Source organism: Pseudomonas sp. LS-2, assembly GCF_003605735.1.
Lineage (GTDB): Bacteria > Pseudomonadota > Gammaproteobacteria > Pseudomonadales > Pseudomonadaceae > Aquipseudomonas.
Genome location: NZ_QXTJ01000039.1, coordinates 176992 through 193088, shown reverse-complemented (window position 1 = coordinate 193088; position 16097 = coordinate 176992). Strand labels below are relative to the sequence as shown.

Sequence of the window (16097 nt, the reverse complement as noted above, 5' to 3'; positions counted from 1 at the left end):
CTCTCGCTGGGGTGCCCGAGACAGACGCCAGACAGGATTTTCGCCTGTTTTGACTATAGTCTGGCGCACTCGTGCCGATAAGGAGAACAAGAGTTTTGAACGCTTTTCGCACAATGACCATGAACCCGACTCAGTAAGTATTTTTATCTATGGCAAAAATTATCGGCATCATCGTCGTTTTCGCGAGCGTACTCGGCGGCTACGTACTTTCCCACGGTCAGATCGCTGCGTTGATTCAGCCTTTCGAGGTCCTGATCATCGGCGGTGCAGCATTCGGTGCATTTTTGCAGGCGAACCCGGGCTACATGACCATGCACGTCATCAAGAAATCCTTGAAGATGTTCAGTTCGCGCTTCACTCATGGCTTCTATCTCGAAGTGCTTGGCCTGATCTACGAGATCCTCAACAAGAGTCGCCGCGAGGGCATGATGGCGATTGAAGGCGATATCGAAGAGCCTGAGAACAGCCCGATCTTCGCCAAGTACCCGAGCATCCTCAAAGACACCAGGATGATCGCCTTCATCTGTGACTACTTGCGCATCATGTCGTCCGGCAACATGGCTCCCCACGAGCTGGAAGGATTGTTCGACATGGAGTTGCTGAGCATGAAGGAAGAACTCGAGCATCCTTCCCACGCAGTGACCGGTGTGGCTGACGGCATGCCTGGTTTCGGTATCGTCGCGGCGGTGCTGGGTATCGTTGTGACCATGGCCTCCCTGGGTTCCGGGGACAAGGCGGCGATCGGTATGCACGTAGGTGCGGCGCTGGTGGGTACGTTCTTCGGTATTCTCGCGGCTTATGGTTTCTTCGGTCCGCTGGCGACCTCCCTGGCTCACGATGCCAAAGAGGAGATGAACGTCTTCGAAGCGATCAAGGCCTCTCTTGTGGCTTCGGCTTCTGGCGTGCCGCCTTCGCTGGCTGTGGAGTTCGGTCGCAAGGTTCTCTATCCGGCACACCGCCCCAGCTTCAGCGAGCTGGAACAAGCTGTCCGCGGTCGTTGATCCATGGAAAACAATCAGCCAATCATAATCAAGCGCGTCAAGCGCTTCGGTGGAGGGCACCACGGCGGTGCCTGGAAAATCGCGTTCGCCGACTTCGCGACAGCCATGATGGCGTTCTTCCTGGTGCTGTGGCTCATGTCGTCGGCCACGCCTGAGCAATTGATCGCCATTGCCGGTTACTTCAAGGATCCGGTCGGATTCTCCGACAGCGGCTCGCCTTACGTGATCGACCTTGGCGGCTCGCCCGAGATGTCGCCTGACCAGACATTGAACCCGGAAGTGAAATCCACGCCAGCGCCGGACAAGGTGCCGGTGGACGCCGACCAGCAGGATGCAGCCGCTGAGCAGGTCGAGCAAGAGCGTCTGGAAATGCTGTTGCAGGAGTTGCAGACCAAGGTCAACGAGAACCCGCAACTGGCGAAATTCAAGGATCAGATCCTGTTCGAAATCACTCAGGACGGCCTGCGCATTCAGATCATGGATGCCGAGAATCGCCCGATGTTCGACATTGGCAGTGCGCGACTAAAACCGTATTTCGAAGACATCCTGCTGGCGATGGCTGACACGATCAAGGCGGTGCCCAACAAGGTCAGCATCAGCGGTCATACCGATGCGACGCCTTATGTGGGCAACAATGGTTTTGGTAACTGGGAGCTGTCGGCCGGTCGTGCCAACGCCGCACGTCGTGCGCTGATTGCCGGTGGCTATCCTGATCCCCAGGTGGCTCGAGTGGTGGGCTACGCCTCGTCGTCGCTGTACGACAAGGAGCATCCGGAAAACCCGATCAATCGTCGTATCGACATTGTGGTCCTGACCAAGAAGGCGCAGACGCGTATCGAAGGTGACCAGAACGCAGGCGAAGCGCCGAAGACGGATGCCGCTCCAGCCCCTGCCTCGCCGACGGCCCCGTCGGCCAAGCCAGGTGCGTCGACCAGCGCGCCTGCGGTCGATCCCCAGGCCTACGCCCAGCCCCACGAGATCCGGCAGAAGCTGAATATCTTCGATGGGCAGATAAAGATCGACGAGACCAGGAACTGATAGCTGCTGAAAAGAAAATGCCGCGATGATCGCGGCGTTTTTGTGTGTGCTTTATTAGGTGACATCTGCCCTGTAGCAGTCCGGCTTGCCGGCGGTAGCGGTTTCGGACGACGTCACCGCCAGCAAGCCGGCCTGCCACAGGGCGTTCAGCGAGCCCTAATAACTGCTCTCGGGAAGACTCGCGATGATCGAGCGATAGCTGTTCATCCGCTGCTGCTGAACCCGACCGTCTTCCAGCGCCTTGAGCAGTGCGCAGCCCGGTTCGCGGTCATGCTTGCAGTCTCTGAAGCGGCAGCGACCCAGCAGGTCGTTGAATTCGATGAACCCCGCTTCGACATCGGCGCGACTGACGTGGCCCAGGCCGAACTCACGGATCCCCGGGGAGTCGATCAGATCGCCGCCGCGGGGGAAGTGGAACAGCCGAGCAGTGGTCGTGGTGTGTGTGCCTTGGCCGGAATACTCCGACAATGGCCCCACCCGTGTTCCCACTTCCGGCAGCAGGCTGTTGACCAGCGACGACTTGCCGACACCCGATTGCCCGACGAACACGCTGATGTGGCCGTCCAATTGGTCCTGCAGGTCCTGCATGCCGTTGCCGTGATGGGCCGAGACTTCCAGCACCGGATAACCGAGCGTGCGGTACACCTCCAGCAGCGCATTGAGCGCCGGGGCGTTTTGCTCGTCGATGAGGTCGAACTTGTTCAGCAGCAACAGGGGCCGAATCCCTGCATGCTCGGCGGCGACCAGATAGCGGTCGATCAAGTTGGCATGGGGTTCGGGCATTGGGGCAAAAACGATGACGATCAGGTCGACGTTGGCCGCGACAGGCTTGAGCTGGCCCCGGGTATCAGGGCGACACAGCTCGGTGGTGCGTGGCAGCTGCGCGACGATGACGCCGATACCCTGATTGCCAGCTCGCCAGACCACTTTGTCGCCGGTGACCAGCGCAGGCAGGTTGGCGCGCAAGTGACAGCGGAACACTTGGCCGCTGGTTTCACCTTCCTGCGCCTCGACTTCCACCTGCACGCCAAAATGCGCAATTACCAGGCCGGTCTGTTCCGGACCCAGGCCGCCGCCTTCCAGCGTTTCCAGTGCCTGTGATTCACGTTTGGCGGCACGCGCGGCGCGCTCGCCCTGAATCTTTTCGATGCGCCAGTTCTGGCGGCGGTTGAGTTGGCGTTTGGCCATGGGTGTTCAGTGTCTCGTTTTAGGACGCATAAAGCTGCTGAAGGATGAAACGCGGGGCAGTCTAGCATGATGCCCTGAGCTAAACTGCGCGCCTAAGCTGAGGAGCCGACATATGCAGAACAAGCAGAACCTGATCTGGATCGACCTGGAAATGACCGGTCTGGACCCCGACAACGACGTCATCATCGAAATGGCCACGATCATTACCGACAGCGAGCTGAACACGCTGGCTGAGGGGCCGGTCATCGCGGTGCATCAGAGTGATGAATTGCTGAACGGCATGGATGAGTGGAATACCCGTCAACACGGCGGCTCGGGGCTGACCCAGCGCGTGCGCGAGAGCACGATATCCACAGCCGAAGCCGAGGCCATGACCCTGGAGTTCATCAAGCAATGGGTACCGGAACGCAGTTCGCCGATCTGCGGCAACAGCATTTGCCAGGATCGCCGCTTCCTTTATAAGCGCATGCCGACCCTGGAAAACTACTTTCACTACCGCAACCTCGACGTATCGACGCTCAAGGAACTGGCCGCACGCTGGTCTCCTGAGTTGAAATTCAAGAAAGGCAGCAGCCACCTGGCGCTGGACGACATTCGCGAGTCCATCGCCGAGCTGCGTTTCTATCGCGAGCATTTCATCAAGGTTTAAGCGGTTGCATGATGAGAGGGTGTGGTCGATCGCGCCCTCTTTTGGTGCTCTGGCCGAGTGTTTAGACTGCGCCCCCTTTCTCGCAGGGACTGCCGCTATGCTGTTGATGCTCTATCTGATCGCCATTACCGCCGAGGCCATGACTGGCGCGCTGTCTGCCGGGCGGCGGGGCATGGACTGGTTCGGCGTCGTGCTGATCGCCTGCATCACTGCGCTGGGTGGCGGTTCGGTGCGCGATGTCTTGTTGGGGCACTACCCGCTGACGTGGGTCAAACATCCCGAATACCTGATTCTCACCAGCGTCGCGGCCTTACTGACGATCCTCATCGCTCCCCTCATGCGACACCTGCGTTCGCTGTTTCTGGTTCTCGATGCGCTGGGGCTGGTCGCGTTCACCGTGATCGGCTGCATGACCGCACTGGACATGGGCCTGAGCATGCCGGTCGCGGCAGTCAGCGGCGTGATCACGGGGGTATTCGGCGGCATCCTGCGGGACATCTTCTGCAACGACATCCCGCTGATCTTTCGGCGAGAGCTGTATGCGAGCGTGTCGTTTGCTGCTGCGTGGTGCTTTCTGTTGTGCCAGTGGTGGGGGATGCCTGTCGAGCAAGGCACCTTGATCACGCTGTTTGGGGGATTGCTGCTACAGGGATGGTGTTCCAGACCGGTCCTTGTGCTGCAGCAATGCCCATTCCACATGCTCGCGAACCATCTCTGACGGGTGGTCAAGGCGGGCTTTCAATGCCTCGATTACGGGAATGGTTGAGGGCGCATTGCCCAGTCCTACAGCCAGATTCCTCAGCCAGCGTTCGTAACCCGCTCGACGCAGTGGCGATCCTTCGGTATTGCTGAGGAAGGTCGTTTCGTCCCACAGGAACAGCGTGGTCAGTTCCGCGTTGTCCAGGCCGTGGCGCGGTTTGAAATCATTCTGATCGGTTGCTCGGGCAAATCGATTCCACGGGCAGACGATCTGGCAATCATCGCAGCCGAACACACGGTTGCCGATCATCGAGCGCAGTTCTTCCGGGATCGAGGCTTTCAATTCGATCGTCAGGTAAGAAATGCATTTGCGCGCATCCAGCACATAGGGACCTACAAACGCGTTGGTAGGGCAGATATCCAGACAGGCCGTACACCGCCCGCAATGCTCGGTGGCGTGGGGAGCGTCCGTTGGGAGGGGCAAGTCCACGAACAGCTCGCTGAGAAAGAAATAGCTGCCCGCCTTGCGATTGAGCAACAGGGTGTTTTTGCCGATCCAGCCCAAACCCGCCTGCTCGGCGATGGCCTTTTCCAGAACCGGCGCGCTGTCGACGAACGCCCGAAAGCCGAACGGACCGATGGCCTGTTGAATGCGTTCGGCCAGTTGCTGCACGCGCTTGCGGATCAGCTTGTGGTAGTCGCGACCCAATGCGTAGCGAGAAACGTAGGCTTTATGAGGCTCGGCCAGCAGTTGAGCCATCTGTGTGTCGCCCGGCAGATAGTCCATACGCAATGAAACGACGCGCAATGTGCCCGGCACCAATTCGTCGGGATGCGAACGTTTGCTGCCATGGGCTGCCATATAGTCCATCTCGCCGTGATACCCGGCTTCGAGCCAGCGTTGCAGATGCTGCTCATGTTCCGCCAGATCCAGCCCCGAGATACCGACCTGCTGAAATCCGAGGTCGCGACCCCAGTCCTTGATCGATTGGGCAAGCTCGGCCAGCCCGGCAGCCGACCGCGGCATGGAGTTTGTGGATGGATCTACAGTAATGGCGGACATGCAAAGAGGACACCGGGGCGCAGGTGCGTATAATTCTGCCAGACATCGGAGCTCAAAAACGCATGTTGCACAGCAAACCTCCATTACCCGACGCGCTGTATAGCGCAGCGCAGGTGCGCGACCTCGACGCACGGCTGATCGCCGCAGGCACCCCCGGCTTCGAATTGATGCAGCGCGCGGCCCATGCCGCGTGGCGTGCGTTGCGTCGGCGCTGGCCCGATGGCCGCCAACTGACCGTTCTTGCCGGGCGTGGCAATAACGCCGGTGATGGCTACCTGATTGCAGCCCTGGCTCAGCGTGCGGGTTGGCAAGTGTCGGTGTTGGCGGTAGGCGATGCGTCGGCACTGACTGGCGACGCCGAAGCTGCCTACCAAGAAGCGCGCAGCGCAGGCGTCGACGTTCAGCCGTGGAATCAGCAACCTTTGGTCGGCATCGTGGTGGATGCGTTACTCGGTACGGGCCTTAAGGGCGATGTGCGCGAGCCGTATGCATCGGTCATTCAGCGGATCAACGCCAGCGATCAGCCCGTCATGGCCGTGGATATCCCGTCCGGTCTGTGCTCAGACACGGGCCGAACCTTGGCCGTGGCAACGCGCGCCGACCTGACGGTCACATTCATTGGGCTCAAGATCGGGTTGTTTACTGGCGATGCGCCTGATCTCGTGGGTGAGCTGGTTTTTGACGATTTGCAGGCGGATCCGATGATCGTGGCGCAGACCCCGGTGGCGATTAAACGCCTGGATACTCTCAGCCTNGTGTGCTGGTGATCGGCGGGGATCTGGGGTTTGGCGGTGCTGCATTGTTATCCACAGAGAGCACGCTGCGCTGCGGCGCCGGGATGGTCACGCTGGCGACGCGACCCGAACATGTTCAGGCGGCATTGGCGCGGTTTCCGGAAGTCATGAGCGCCGGGATTCATTCCGCCAATCAATTGATGGGCTTGATCGAACCTGCAACGGTTCTGGTGGTGGGACCGGGCCTGGGCCAGCACAGTTGGGGGCGCAGTCTGCTATCCGCAGCCGCCAATGCCGAACGGCCACAGGTCTGGGATGCCGATGCGCTGAATCAGCTGGCTGCCGGGCGTGTCAGCTTGCCAAAGGATTGCGTCATCACTCCCCACCCCGGTGAGGCTGCACGTCTGCTGGGCATAAGCACCAAAGATGTACAAGCGGACCGTCCTGCTGCCGCAGAGGCGCTGGCTAAGAAATACAATGCGGTATGCGTGCTCAAAGGCAGTGGCAGCTTGATTGCCAATCCTGCCGGTGAGCTGGCGTTGGCCGATCATGGCCATCCCGCGATGGCCACGGGGGGATTGGGCGATGTGCTGGCCGGCGTCATTGGAGCGTTGATGGCGCAGAAAATGTCGGCGTATGACGCCGCTTGTCTGGGTGTGTGGCTGCATGCGTTCGCCGGTGAAAAATGTGGAGCGAGCGGGCGAGGCATGGCTGCCGCTGATCTGATTCCTGTCATTCGTGAGCTTCTGGAGGAGCAACAACCGTGTCTGAGTTAACCCTGCATCTAGTGGGTGAGGAAGCCATGACGAGCTTCGGCACGCGGATGTCCCAACTGACTGAAAGCAATGGGATTATTTTTTTGCAGGGCGATCTGGGGGCGGGCAAGACCACGCTCTCCAGAGGCATCATCCGTGGCCTTGGGCACACAGGTGCGGTAAAAAGCCCGACTTTTACCCTCGTAGAACCTTACGAAATCGGGAGAAATCGCGCGTATCACTTTGATCTTTACCGACTTGTTGATCCAGAAGAGCTAGAATTCCTCGGCATACGCGATTACTTCGAAGGAGACGCGCTCTGCCTGATCGAGTGGCCGGATCTAGGTGCAGGCTTTTTGCCAAAGCCCGACCTGATCATTACCATTAGGCCCCACGCGGATGGTAGAGCGCTGACTCTGAGCCCGAAAAGCTCGCGCGGCGAGACGTGGTGTGCCGCTTTGGCTTTGGAATTCAAATAGATATGGGGTTAGGTATGCGCATGCGCGCGCTGGTTACTGTGATAGGACTGTTGCTGACGACATTGGCTGTCGACGCGTTGGCCGCTTCACAGGTACGAAGTGTGCGCTTATGGCGTGCTCCGGATAACACCCGACTGGTCTTCGACCTGTCTGGCCCGGTTCAGCACAGCGTTTTCACGTTGCAGTCTCCGGATCGTCTGGTCATCGACATCAATGGCGCGACCCTGGGCGGTTCACTGAATATTCCTACTGCCAATACCCCGATTACCTCCATGCGTTCGGCGCAACGCACGCCGGATGACTTGCGTGTGGTCATCGACCTGAAAAAGGCCGTGACGCCGAAAAGTTTTACGTTGGCGCCGAACCAGCAGTACGGCAACCGCCTGGTGGTCGATCTGTATGACAACGCTGCCGACGCCAACCCGCCACCGTCCGTGGCCGACACGCCTGCAACGGTGGCTCCCGCAACGCCAGCCGTGCCGGTCAGCCCTTCGAAGCCTGAAATCAAGCTCACTCCGGTGCCAAATGGCAAGCGCGACATCGTCGTCGTGGTCGATGCCGGGCACGGTGGCGAAGACCCGGGCGCCTCCGGTGGTCGTGGTCAGAAAGAAAAGAACGTAGTGCTGTCGATTGCCAAAGAGTTGCAACGCCAGATCAACGCCGAAAAAGGCTATCGCGCCGAGCTGACCCGCACTGGCGACTACTTCATTCCGCTGCGCAAACGCACCGAGATCGCGCGGGCCAAAGGCGCGGACCTGTTTGTTTCCATTCATGCCGATGCTGCGCCGTCCTCGGCGGCGTTCGGGGCGTCGGTGTTCGCGTTGTCGGAGCGCGGCGCGACCTCCGAGACTGCGCGCTGGCTGGCCGACAGCGAAAACCGTTCCGACTTGATCGGTGGTGCCGGCGCTGTGAGTCTGGACGACAAAGACCGCATGCTGGCCGGTGTTCTGCTGGACCTGTCGATGACGGCCTCGCTCACCTCCAGTCTCAACGTGGGTCAGAAGGTCCTGAGCAACATCGGTCGGGTGACCTCACTGCACAAGTCGCGGGTCGAACAGGCGGGCTTCATGGTGCTCAAGTCGCCGGATATCCCGTCGATTCTGGTCGAAACCGGCTTCATCTCCAACGCCGCCGAAGCCAACAAGCTCGAAGGTGCCAGCCACCAGCAGGCGCTCGCTCGCTCCATCACGGCAGGCGTGAAGCAGTTCTTCCAACAGAACCCGCCGCAAGGTACCTATATCGCCTGGCTGCGAGACAACGGCAAGCTGGCCATGGGCGCCCGCGAGCACACCGTCCGTCCCGGCGAGTCGCTGAGCATGCTCGCCGTGCGTTACGACATGAGCATGGCGGCGCTGCGCACGGCCAACAACCTGAGTTCCGATGAGCTGAAGGTCGGCCAGCAACTGAAGATTCCGAGTGCGGATCTGGCGGGTGAGCCATGACCGACCTGTTACTCGATGAGAGCGGTCTCGATGCCGATGTAAGTGTCGATAGCCCGGCGGCGCAGGCTGCTCGCATTCAGCTACTCAGCCCGAGACTGGCGAACCAGATCGCGGCAGGCGAGGTGGTCGAACGTCCCGCGTCGGTCATCAAGGAGTTGCTGGAGAACAGCCTGGATTCCGGTGCCCGGCGTATCGATGTGGATGTCGAGCAGGCCGGCATTAAATTGCTGCGCGTGCGCGACGACGGTGGCGGCATCTCCTCTGACGATCTGCCGCTGGCGTTGGCGCGGCACGCCACCAGCAAGATCCGCGAACTCGAAGACCTCGAACGGGTTATGAGCCTGGGCTTTCGCGGTGAGGCGCTCGCGTCGATCAGCTCCGTTGCCCGTCTGACCCTCACCTCGCGTACTCGCGGCGCCGATCAGGCCTGGCAGGTGGAAACCGAGGGGCGCGACATGGCTTCTCGCGTTCAGCTGGCCGCGCACCCTGTGGGCACCTCAGTGGAAGTGCGGGATCTGTTCTTCAACACGCCTGCACGCCGCAAGTTCCTCAAGGCCGAAAAAACCGAATTCGATCACCTGCAGGAAGTGATCAAACGCATGGCGCTGGCGCGTTTCGACGTCGCTTTCCATTTGCGCCATAACGGAAAGACCATTTTGAGCCTGCATGAGGCCCGTGACGATGTGGCCCGTGCGCGGCGTGTGTCTGCGATCTGCGGGCCGGGCTTTCTTGAGCAGGCGTTGCCCATCCAGGTTGAGCGCAACGGCCTGAAATTGTGGGGCTGGGTGGGGCTGCCGACCTTCTCGCGCAGTCAGGCGGACTTGCAGTATTTCTTCGTCAACGGCCGTGCGGTGCGCGACAAGCTGGTCGCTCACGCTGTGCGTCAGGCGTATCGGGATGTGTTGTTCAACGGCCGGCACCCGACGTTTGTGTTGTTCTTCGAAGTCGATCCAGCCGTAGTCGACGTCAACGTTCACCCGACCAAGCACGAAGTGCGCTTCCGTGACGGGCGAATGGTTCACGACTTCCTGTATGGCACGCTTCACCGCGCATTGGGCGACGTGCGTCCTGAAGATCAACTGGCAGGCACGACTTCAATCACGGCACTGGTGCGTCCGACCGGACCTGAAGCAGGCGAGTTCGGGCCACAGGGCGAAATGCGTCTGGCCAACAACGTGCTCGAAGCGCCGCAAGGTCCGGCCTGGAATGCGCCTGCTGGTCCTAATCCCGGCAGCGGCAGCGGGGCGGGCTATCAATATCAGTACACGCCCCGACCGTCGTCGGTGCTGCCGGCTGAAGAAGCGCGCGCGGCGTACAGCACGTTCTTTGCGCCACTTCCCGGTACCCCTCAGGCGAATGCGGACGTAACCGCTGGCGTTGCGCTTCCTGATCCCCAAGGGGATATTCCGCCACTGGGCTATGCGCTGGCTCAGCTCAAAGGCATTTACATCCTTGCCGAGAACGCCCACGGCCTGGTGCTCGTAGACATGCATGCCGCGCATGAACGCATCATGTATGAACGGTTGAAGGTTGCCATGGCGAGCGAGGGCTTGAGTGGACAGCCGTTGCTGGTGCCGGAGTCCATTGCAGTCAGTCAGCGTGAGGCCGATTGTGCAGAGGAACACATGGCGACGTTCCAGCAACTGGGCTTCGAATTACAGCGTTTGGGGCCGGAGAGCCTCGCAATCAGGCAGATCCCGGCACTGCTCAAACAGGCTGAGGCAAATCGCCTGGTTCACGATGTGCTCGCCGATCTGATGGAATACGGTACCAGCGACCGTGTTCAGGCGCACATGAACGAGTTGCTCGGGACCATGGCCTGCCACGGTGCGATCCGCGCCAACCGACGTCTGGCGATTCCCGAAATGAACGGCTTGCTGCGTGACATGGAAAACACCGAACGCAGCGGTCAATGCAACCATGGACGGCCGACCTGGACCCAATTGGGTCTGGACGATCTCGACAAACTCTTCCTGCGCGGTCGCTGATGAGTGCTCTTCCACCGGCCATCTTCCTGATGGGGCCGACCGCCGCCGGCAAGACCGATCTGGCCATCGAGCTGACCAAAGTCCTTCCCTGCGAGCTGATCAGTGTCGATTCGGCACTGGTTTATCGCGGCATGGACATCGGCACGGCCAAACCTTCAAAAGCGCTTTTGGACAAGTATCCGCACCGGCTGATCGATATCCTCGACCCGTCGCAGAGCTATTCTGCGGCGGATTTTCGGACCGATGCGCTGCAGGCCATGGCTGAAATAACCGCGCGGGGAAAAATTCCCCTGCTGGTCGGTGGCACCATGTTGTATTTCAAGGCTCTATTGGAGGGGCTGGCAGACATGCCGGCCGCCGATGCCGAAGTTCGTGCGCAGTTGGAAGCCGAGGCGGTCAGTCGTGGCTGGCAAGCGTTGCACGATGAATTGGCGAGTATCGACCCGGTGTCTGCGGCCAGAATTCATCCCAATGATCCACAGCGGCTGGTTCGTGCGCTGGAAGTGTATCGGGTCAGCGGGATGAGCATGACCGCGCACCGCGAGCAACAAAGTGCGCAAAGTGCTCAAGCTGGCGCTTCGGGGCAGCATCAATTGCCCTATACTGTCGCAAATCTCGCGATCGCTCCCATGGATCGCAAGGTGTTGCATGACCGGATCGCGCTGCGTTTCAGGCAAATGCTCGATGAAGGATTCGTTGAAGAAGTCGTGGCGTTACGTTCGAGGGGTGACCTGCACTCGAATTTACCGTCTATAAGAGCTGTAGGGTATCGCCAGGTCTGGGACTTTCTGGACGGCAAGCTGACCCGCGACGAGATGCAGGAACGCGGCATCATCGCCACGCGTCAATTGGCCAAGAGGCAGTTCACCTGGCTGCGAAGCTGGGAAAATTTACACTGGTTGGACAGCCTGGCTTGCGACAATCTGCCACGCACCTTGAAATACCTGGGATCGGTCTCCATATTGAGCTGAGTCCTTGCAATAGCCGTCTATCCTTGGGGGGTAACGGCCCAAGCCAATGTTTTCGAATTTATTCTATTGATCCTTAAAGGAGTGCGGCACATGTCAAAAGGGCATTCGCTACAAGACCCTTACCTGAACACTTTGCGTAAAGAAAAGGTTGGGGTTTCGATCTATCTGGTAAACGGTATCAAGCTGCAAGGCACGATCGAGTCCTTTGACCAGTTCGTTATTTTGCTGAAGAACACTGTCAGCCAAATGGTTTACAAGCACGCTATCTCTACCGTTGTTCCGGTTCGTCCAATTCGTCTGCCTAGTGCGTCCGAATCCGAAACGGGTGACGCTGAGCCAGGTAACGCCTGATAGGAGTCTGCCTTGTTCTTTGAGCGCCACGGTGGTGGTGAGCGGGCAATCCTCGTTCATTTGGATGGTCAGGACCCTGAGGCGCGCGAAGACCCGCAGGAGTTCCGGGAGCTGGCTCTTTCGGCAGGTGCCGATATCGTTGCGTTTATCAACGTGCCGCGACATCGGCCAACGGCCAAATATCTGGTTGGCAGTGGCAAGGTCGAGGAGTTGCGCGATCTGGTCCAGGCCGAGAAATCGGATATCGTCATTTTCAATCACATCCTTACGCCCAGTCAGGAACGCAACCTCGAAAGAGTTTTCGAGTGTCGCGTGCTTGACCGTACGGGTTTGATTCTCGACATCTTTGCCCAGCGGGCGCGGACTCATGAAGGCAAGTTGCAGGTCGAGCTGGCACAGCTTGAGCACATGAGCACGCGCCTTGTTCGCGGCTGGACTCACCTTGAACGGCAAGGCGGTGGTATCGGTTTGCGTGGTCCGGGTGAAACCCAGCTGGAAACGGACCGTCGTCTGTTACGGGTTCGCCTGCGTCAGATCAAGGGCCGTCTGGAGAAAGTCCGCAGTCAGCGTGATCAGGCCCGTCGTGGCCGTTCCCGCGCCGACATTCCTACGGTTTCCATCGTGGGTTACACCAACGCCGGTAAATCGACCCTCTTCAATGCGGTGACCGATTCCGACGTCTACGCTGCTGACCAGTTGTTCGCAACGCTCGACCCGACCCTGCGCCGTCTTGAACTGAACGACCTGGGGCCGATAGTGCTGGCCGATACGGTGGGATTCATCCGCCATTTGCCGCACAAGCTGGTCGAGGCGTTTCGGGCTACGCTCGAAGAGTCGAGTAACTCGGACCTGCTGCTGCATGTGATCGACGCTCACGAGCCTGATCGCATGGAGCAGATCGAGCAGGTGATGGCGGTGCTGGGCGAGATCGGTGCCCAGGACTTGCCGATGCTGGAGGTCTATAACAAACTCGATTTGCTCGAGGGGGTCGAGCCCCAGATTCAACGCGATGCCGATGGCAAGCCGCAACGGGTCTGGGTTTCTGCTCGTGATGGTCGTGGCCTGGACTTGCTCAAGCAAGCCATTGCCGAGCTGTTGGGGGACGATCTTTTCGTTGGCACCTTGTGTCTGTCGCAACGCTTCGCCCGGCTACGTGCCCAGTTTTTTCAACTGGGGGCGGTGCAGAGCGAAGAGCACGACGAAGAAGGCCAGAGCCTGTTGGCAGTACGCTTGCCCCGAGTCGAATTCAATCGCCTGGTGAGTCGCGAAGGACTGCAGCCGCTGGAATTCATCGAGCAACACACTTTGCAATAAAAGCCTGAAAAAGCGGTTGTGCTGCTTTGACAGGCATTCTGTAGCATTGGTCGGCGCGCCGCGGGCGCGTCTTTGCTTTATCAGATGGAGAGCGCTATGGCTTGGAATGAGCCGGGTGGCAACTCGAATAATCAGGATCCTTGGGGTGGTAAGCGCAAGGGCGGCGACCGCAAGGGGCCACCGGATCTCGACGAGGCCTTCCGAAAGCTGCAGGAAAGCCTGAATGGGTTGTTCGGTGGTGGCAAGAAACGCAGTGGTGATGGCGGCGGCAGTGGCAGTGGATCGGGCAAGGGCGGCGGTTTTGGCCTGCTCGGAATCGGTCTGGTCGTGCTGCTCGCAATCTGGCTCTACAACGCGATCTACGTGGTCGATGAGCAAGAGCAGGCAGTGGTTCTGCGTTTCGGCAAATACTATGAAACGGTCGGCTCGGGTCTGAACATCTATTTCCCGCCATTCGATCGCAAGTACCTGGAAAACGTGACGCGCGAACGTGCGTACAGCAAGCAGGGCCAAATGCTCACTGAAGACGAGAACATTGTCGAAGTGCCTTTGACCGTGCAGTACAAGATCACCAACCTGCAGGATTTCGTGCTGAACGTCGATCAGCCTGAAGTCAGCTTGCAGCATGCGACCGAAAGTGCCTTGCGCCACGTGGTCGGTTCGACCGCCATGGATCAGGTCCTGACCGAAGGCCGTGAGTTGATGGCGAGCGAAATCAAGGAGCGCCTGCAGCGTTTCCTCGATACCTATCGCACCGGCATCACTGTGACCCAGGTGAACGTGCAGAGCGCTGCGGCGCCTCGTGAAGTTCAGGAAGCCTTCGATGACGTGATCCGCGCCCGTGAAGACGAGCAGCGTTCGCGCAACCAGGCCGAAACCTATGCCAACGGTGTGATTCCGGAAGCTCGTGGTCAGGCTCAACGCATCGTCGAAGACGCCAACGGTTACCGCGACGAAGTCGTCTCGCGTGCAAAGGGTGAGGCTGACCGCTTCACCAAGCTGGTCGCCGAGTACCGCAAGGCGCCAGAGGTCACTCGCGAGCGTCTGTATCTGGACACCATGCAAGAAGTCTTCAGCAACACCAGCAAGGTGCTCGTGACCGGCGATAAGGGTCAGAACAACCTGCTCTACCTGCCATTGGACAAAATGATCGAAAGCAGTCGTAACGGTTCTGCATCGTCGGCGAGCGGTGCGGCGGCAACAGTGGTCGATCCGGGCTCTCGGGCGGCGGACATGCAACAGCAACGCGACACACGCACTAGGGAGACTCGCTGATGAGCAATAAATCTCTGGTCGCCCTGATTGTCTGTGTCGTGCTGGCCGTTGTGGCCTGGAACAGCTTCTACATCGTCGCTCAGACCGAGCGTGCGGTGCTGCTGCAATTCGGTCGTGTGGTTCAGGCCGATGTTCCGCCGGGCCTGCATGTGAAGGTTCCTTACGTGAACCAGGTTCGCAAGTTCGATGGTCGTCTGCTGACCCTCGATGCGCCGACTCAGCGTTTCCTGACGCTGGAAAAGAAAGCCGTCATGGTCGATGCCTATGCCAAATGGCGCGTGAAGGACGCTGAGCGTTTCTACACTGCGACATCGGGTCTCAAGCAAATCGCTGACGAGCGTCTGTCCCGCCGTCTTGAATCCGGTCTGCGTGACCAGTTCGGCAAGCGCACCCTGCACGAAGCCGTGTCGGGCGAGCGTGACGCACTGATGGCTGACATCACCGCTTCGCTGAACAAGATGGCCGAGAAAGAACTGGGCATCGAAGTCATCGACGTTCGTGTCAAAGCCATCGACCTGCCGAAGGAAGTCAACCGCAGCGTGTTCGAGCGTATGAGCACCGAGCGTGAGCGTGAAGCTCGCGAGCATCGCGCCAAGGGTAACGAGCTGTCGGAAGGCATTCGTGCCGACGCCGATCGTCAACGCCGTGTGTTGCTGGCCGAAGCCTATCGTGAGTCTGAAGAGGCGCGTGGTGACGGTGATGCACAAGCCGCTGCGATCTACTCCAAGGCGTATGGGCAGGACCAGGAGTTCTATGCGTTCTACCGCAGCCTGCGCGCCTATCGTGAAAGCTTCGCCAACAAAAGTGACGTGATGGTTCTTGATCCAGGCAGCGAATTCTTCCGCTATCTGAATAAGGCAAAACCGTAAGCGTCAACCGCAATTGAGACCTCCGCCGGGCGGCAAAACTGTCCGGCGGGGTGATCGCACGCCAAAACGTGTGTATGATGCGGCAGCCGGGAAATTCCCGGCTTTTTTGCGTCTACACGATTGATTGGCCGTGGCGTGTTTCGTGCGCGGCAGTTTTTTCGAGGACAGTGTTCGCAAAGCTGCGATGCACAAGGCTTGGGCCCAATTGCCCGTCTGGCATCCGCAGAACGCTGTCTGCTTCACTCAAGGCTTGCCCAAGGGTTGGCCGCCCGGATCATAGG

General features: G+C 59.5%; 15 protein-coding genes and 1 pseudogene. 14 read left to right on the top strand and 2 right to left on the bottom strand.

Annotated elements, in window-relative coordinates; translation table 11 throughout:
* Nucleotides 1–149 precede the first annotated feature (149 nt).
* Nucleotides 150–1001 carry a flagellar motor stator protein MotA gene (motA, locus tag D3M70_RS22225; protein ID WP_120127785.1) on the top strand — a complete coding sequence of 284 codons (852 nt, stop codon included), beginning with the start codon at nt 150–152 and terminating at the stop codon, nt 999–1001.
* A gap of 3 nt (nt 1002–1004) precedes the next feature.
* A complete protein-coding gene (motB, locus tag D3M70_RS22220) occupies nt 1005–2039 on the top strand; it encodes a flagellar motor protein MotB (protein ID WP_120127784.1) in 1035 nt (344 codons plus the stop codon).
* Between the two features lie 156 nt (nt 2040–2195).
* On the opposite strand, the gene rsgA is transcribed toward motB, so the two are convergent.
* Nucleotides 2196–3227, bottom strand: a complete 1032-nt coding sequence (gene rsgA / locus D3M70_RS22215; RefSeq protein WP_120127783.1) for a small ribosomal subunit biogenesis GTPase RsgA — start codon at nt 3225–3227, stop codon at nt 2196–2198.
* 112 nt (nt 3228–3339) lie between these two features.
* Between rsgA and orn the strand changes: the two genes are divergently transcribed.
* Nucleotides 3340–3876, top strand: a complete 537-nt coding sequence (orn, locus tag D3M70_RS22210; RefSeq protein ID WP_120127782.1) for an oligoribonuclease — start codon at nt 3340–3342, stop codon at nt 3874–3876.
* Nucleotides 3877–3973: 97 nt separating this feature from the next.
* Nucleotides 3974–4594, top strand: a complete 621-nt coding sequence (locus D3M70_RS22205) for a trimeric intracellular cation channel family protein (protein ID WP_120127781.1) — start codon at nt 3974–3976, stop codon at nt 4592–4594.
* Here the strand turns inward: D3M70_RS22205 and queG are convergent.
* Complete coding sequence (gene queG, locus D3M70_RS22200) at nt 4520–5602, bottom strand: tRNA epoxyqueuosine(34) reductase QueG (RefSeq protein ID WP_120127780.1); 1083 nt, start codon at nt 5600–5602, stop codon at nt 4520–4522. The two genes, D3M70_RS22205 and queG, sit on opposite strands and share 75 nt — an antisense overlap.
* A 98-nt stretch (nt 5603–5700) precedes the next feature.
* Between queG and D3M70_RS33555 the strand changes: the two are divergent.
* From D3M70_RS33555 to hflC, 10 genes and pseudogenes are all read left to right on the top strand, one after another.
* Nucleotides 5701–6392: pseudogene (locus D3M70_RS33555) on the top strand (NAD(P)H-hydrate epimerase); the annotation flags it as partial.
* 1 nt (nt 6393) lies between these two features.
* A partial coding sequence (locus D3M70_RS33550) for an NAD(P)H-hydrate dehydratase (protein WP_256659953.1) occupies nt 6394–7148 on the top strand: 755 nt, incomplete at its 5' end.
* Nucleotides 7136–7606, top strand: coding sequence for a tRNA (adenosine(37)-N6)-threonylcarbamoyltransferase complex ATPase subunit type 1 TsaE (tsaE, locus tag D3M70_RS22190; protein ID WP_120127779.1), 471 nt, complete (start codon nt 7136–7138; stop codon nt 7604–7606). The genes D3M70_RS33550 and tsaE, both read left to right, overlap by 13 nt.
* Before the next feature lie 2 nt (nt 7607–7608).
* A complete protein-coding gene (locus tag D3M70_RS22185; RefSeq protein ID WP_218568445.1) occupies nt 7609–9048 on the top strand; it encodes an N-acetylmuramoyl-L-alanine amidase in 1440 nt (479 codons plus the stop codon).
* Nucleotides 9045–11036 carry a DNA mismatch repair endonuclease MutL gene (gene mutL / locus D3M70_RS22180; RefSeq protein ID WP_120127777.1) on the top strand — a complete coding sequence of 664 codons (1992 nt, stop codon included), beginning with the start codon at nt 9045–9047 and terminating at the stop codon, nt 11034–11036. The genes D3M70_RS22185 and mutL overlap by 4 nt, the downstream gene beginning before the upstream one ends.
* Nucleotides 11036–12007, top strand: a complete 972-nt coding sequence (gene miaA / locus D3M70_RS22175; RefSeq protein WP_120127776.1) for a tRNA (adenosine(37)-N6)-dimethylallyltransferase MiaA — start codon at nt 11036–11038, stop codon at nt 12005–12007. Before mutL ends, miaA begins: the two co-directional genes overlap by 1 nt.
* A gap of 90 nt (nt 12008–12097) precedes the next feature.
* Nucleotides 12098–12358: an RNA chaperone Hfq gene (hfq, locus tag D3M70_RS22170; protein WP_120127775.1), complete on the top strand. Its 261-nt coding sequence runs from the start codon at nt 12098–12100 to the stop codon at nt 12356–12358.
* Between the two features lie 12 nt (nt 12359–12370).
* The gene (hflX, locus tag D3M70_RS22165; protein ID WP_120127774.1) at nt 12371–13672 is read left to right on the top strand and encodes a ribosome rescue GTPase HflX; all 1302 of its coding nucleotides are present in this window, start codon (nt 12371–12373) and stop codon (nt 13670–13672) included.
* A gap of 96 nt (nt 13673–13768) precedes the next feature.
* Complete coding sequence (hflK, locus tag D3M70_RS22160; RefSeq protein ID WP_120127773.1) at nt 13769–14947, top strand: FtsH protease activity modulator HflK; 1179 nt, start codon at nt 13769–13771, stop codon at nt 14945–14947.
* A complete protein-coding gene (hflC, locus tag D3M70_RS22155) occupies nt 14947–15816 on the top strand; it encodes a protease modulator HflC (protein ID WP_081563869.1) in 870 nt (289 codons plus the stop codon). Before hflK ends, hflC begins: the two co-directional genes overlap by 1 nt.
* The last annotated feature ends 281 nt before the right edge of the window (nt 15817–16097 follow it).

Excerpts from the sequence above, each read along its gene's own strand:
- mutL (WP_120127777.1), top strand. The coding sequence starts at position 9,045 with ATGACCGACCTGTTACTCGATGAGAGCGGTCTCGATGCCGATGTAAGT.
- hflK (WP_120127773.1), top strand. The coding sequence starts at position 13,769 with ATGGCTTGGAATGAGCCGGGTGGCAACTCGAATAATCAGGATCCTTGG.
- motB (WP_120127784.1), top strand. The coding sequence starts at position 1,005 with ATGGAAAACAATCAGCCAATCATAATCAAGCGCGTCAAGCGCTTCGGT.
- D3M70_RS22205 (WP_120127781.1), top strand. The coding sequence starts at position 3,974 with ATGCTGTTGATGCTCTATCTGATCGCCATTACCGCCGAGGCCATGACT.
- queG (WP_120127780.1), bottom strand. The coding sequence starts at position 5,602 with ATGCCGCGGTCGGCTGCCGGGCTGGCCGAGCTTGCCCAATCGATCAAG.
- motA (WP_120127785.1), top strand. The coding sequence starts at position 150 with ATGGCAAAAATTATCGGCATCATCGTCGTTTTCGCGAGCGTACTCGGC.
- orn (WP_120127782.1), top strand. The coding sequence starts at position 3,340 with ATGCAGAACAAGCAGAACCTGATCTGGATCGACCTGGAAATGACCGGT.
- D3M70_RS22185 (WP_218568445.1), top strand. The coding sequence starts at position 7,609 with ATGGGGTTAGGTATGCGCATGCGCGCGCTGGTTACTGTGATAGGACTG.
- miaA (WP_120127776.1), top strand. The coding sequence starts at position 11,036 with ATGAGTGCTCTTCCACCGGCCATCTTCCTGATGGGGCCGACCGCCGCC.
- hflC (WP_081563869.1), top strand. The coding sequence starts at position 14,947 with ATGAGCAATAAATCTCTGGTCGCCCTGATTGTCTGTGTCGTGCTGGCC.
- hfq (WP_120127775.1), top strand. The coding sequence starts at position 12,098 with ATGTCAAAAGGGCATTCGCTACAAGACCCTTACCTGAACACTTTGCGT.
- rsgA (WP_120127783.1), bottom strand. The coding sequence starts at position 3,227 with ATGGCCAAACGCCAACTCAACCGCCGCCAGAACTGGCGCATCGAAAAG.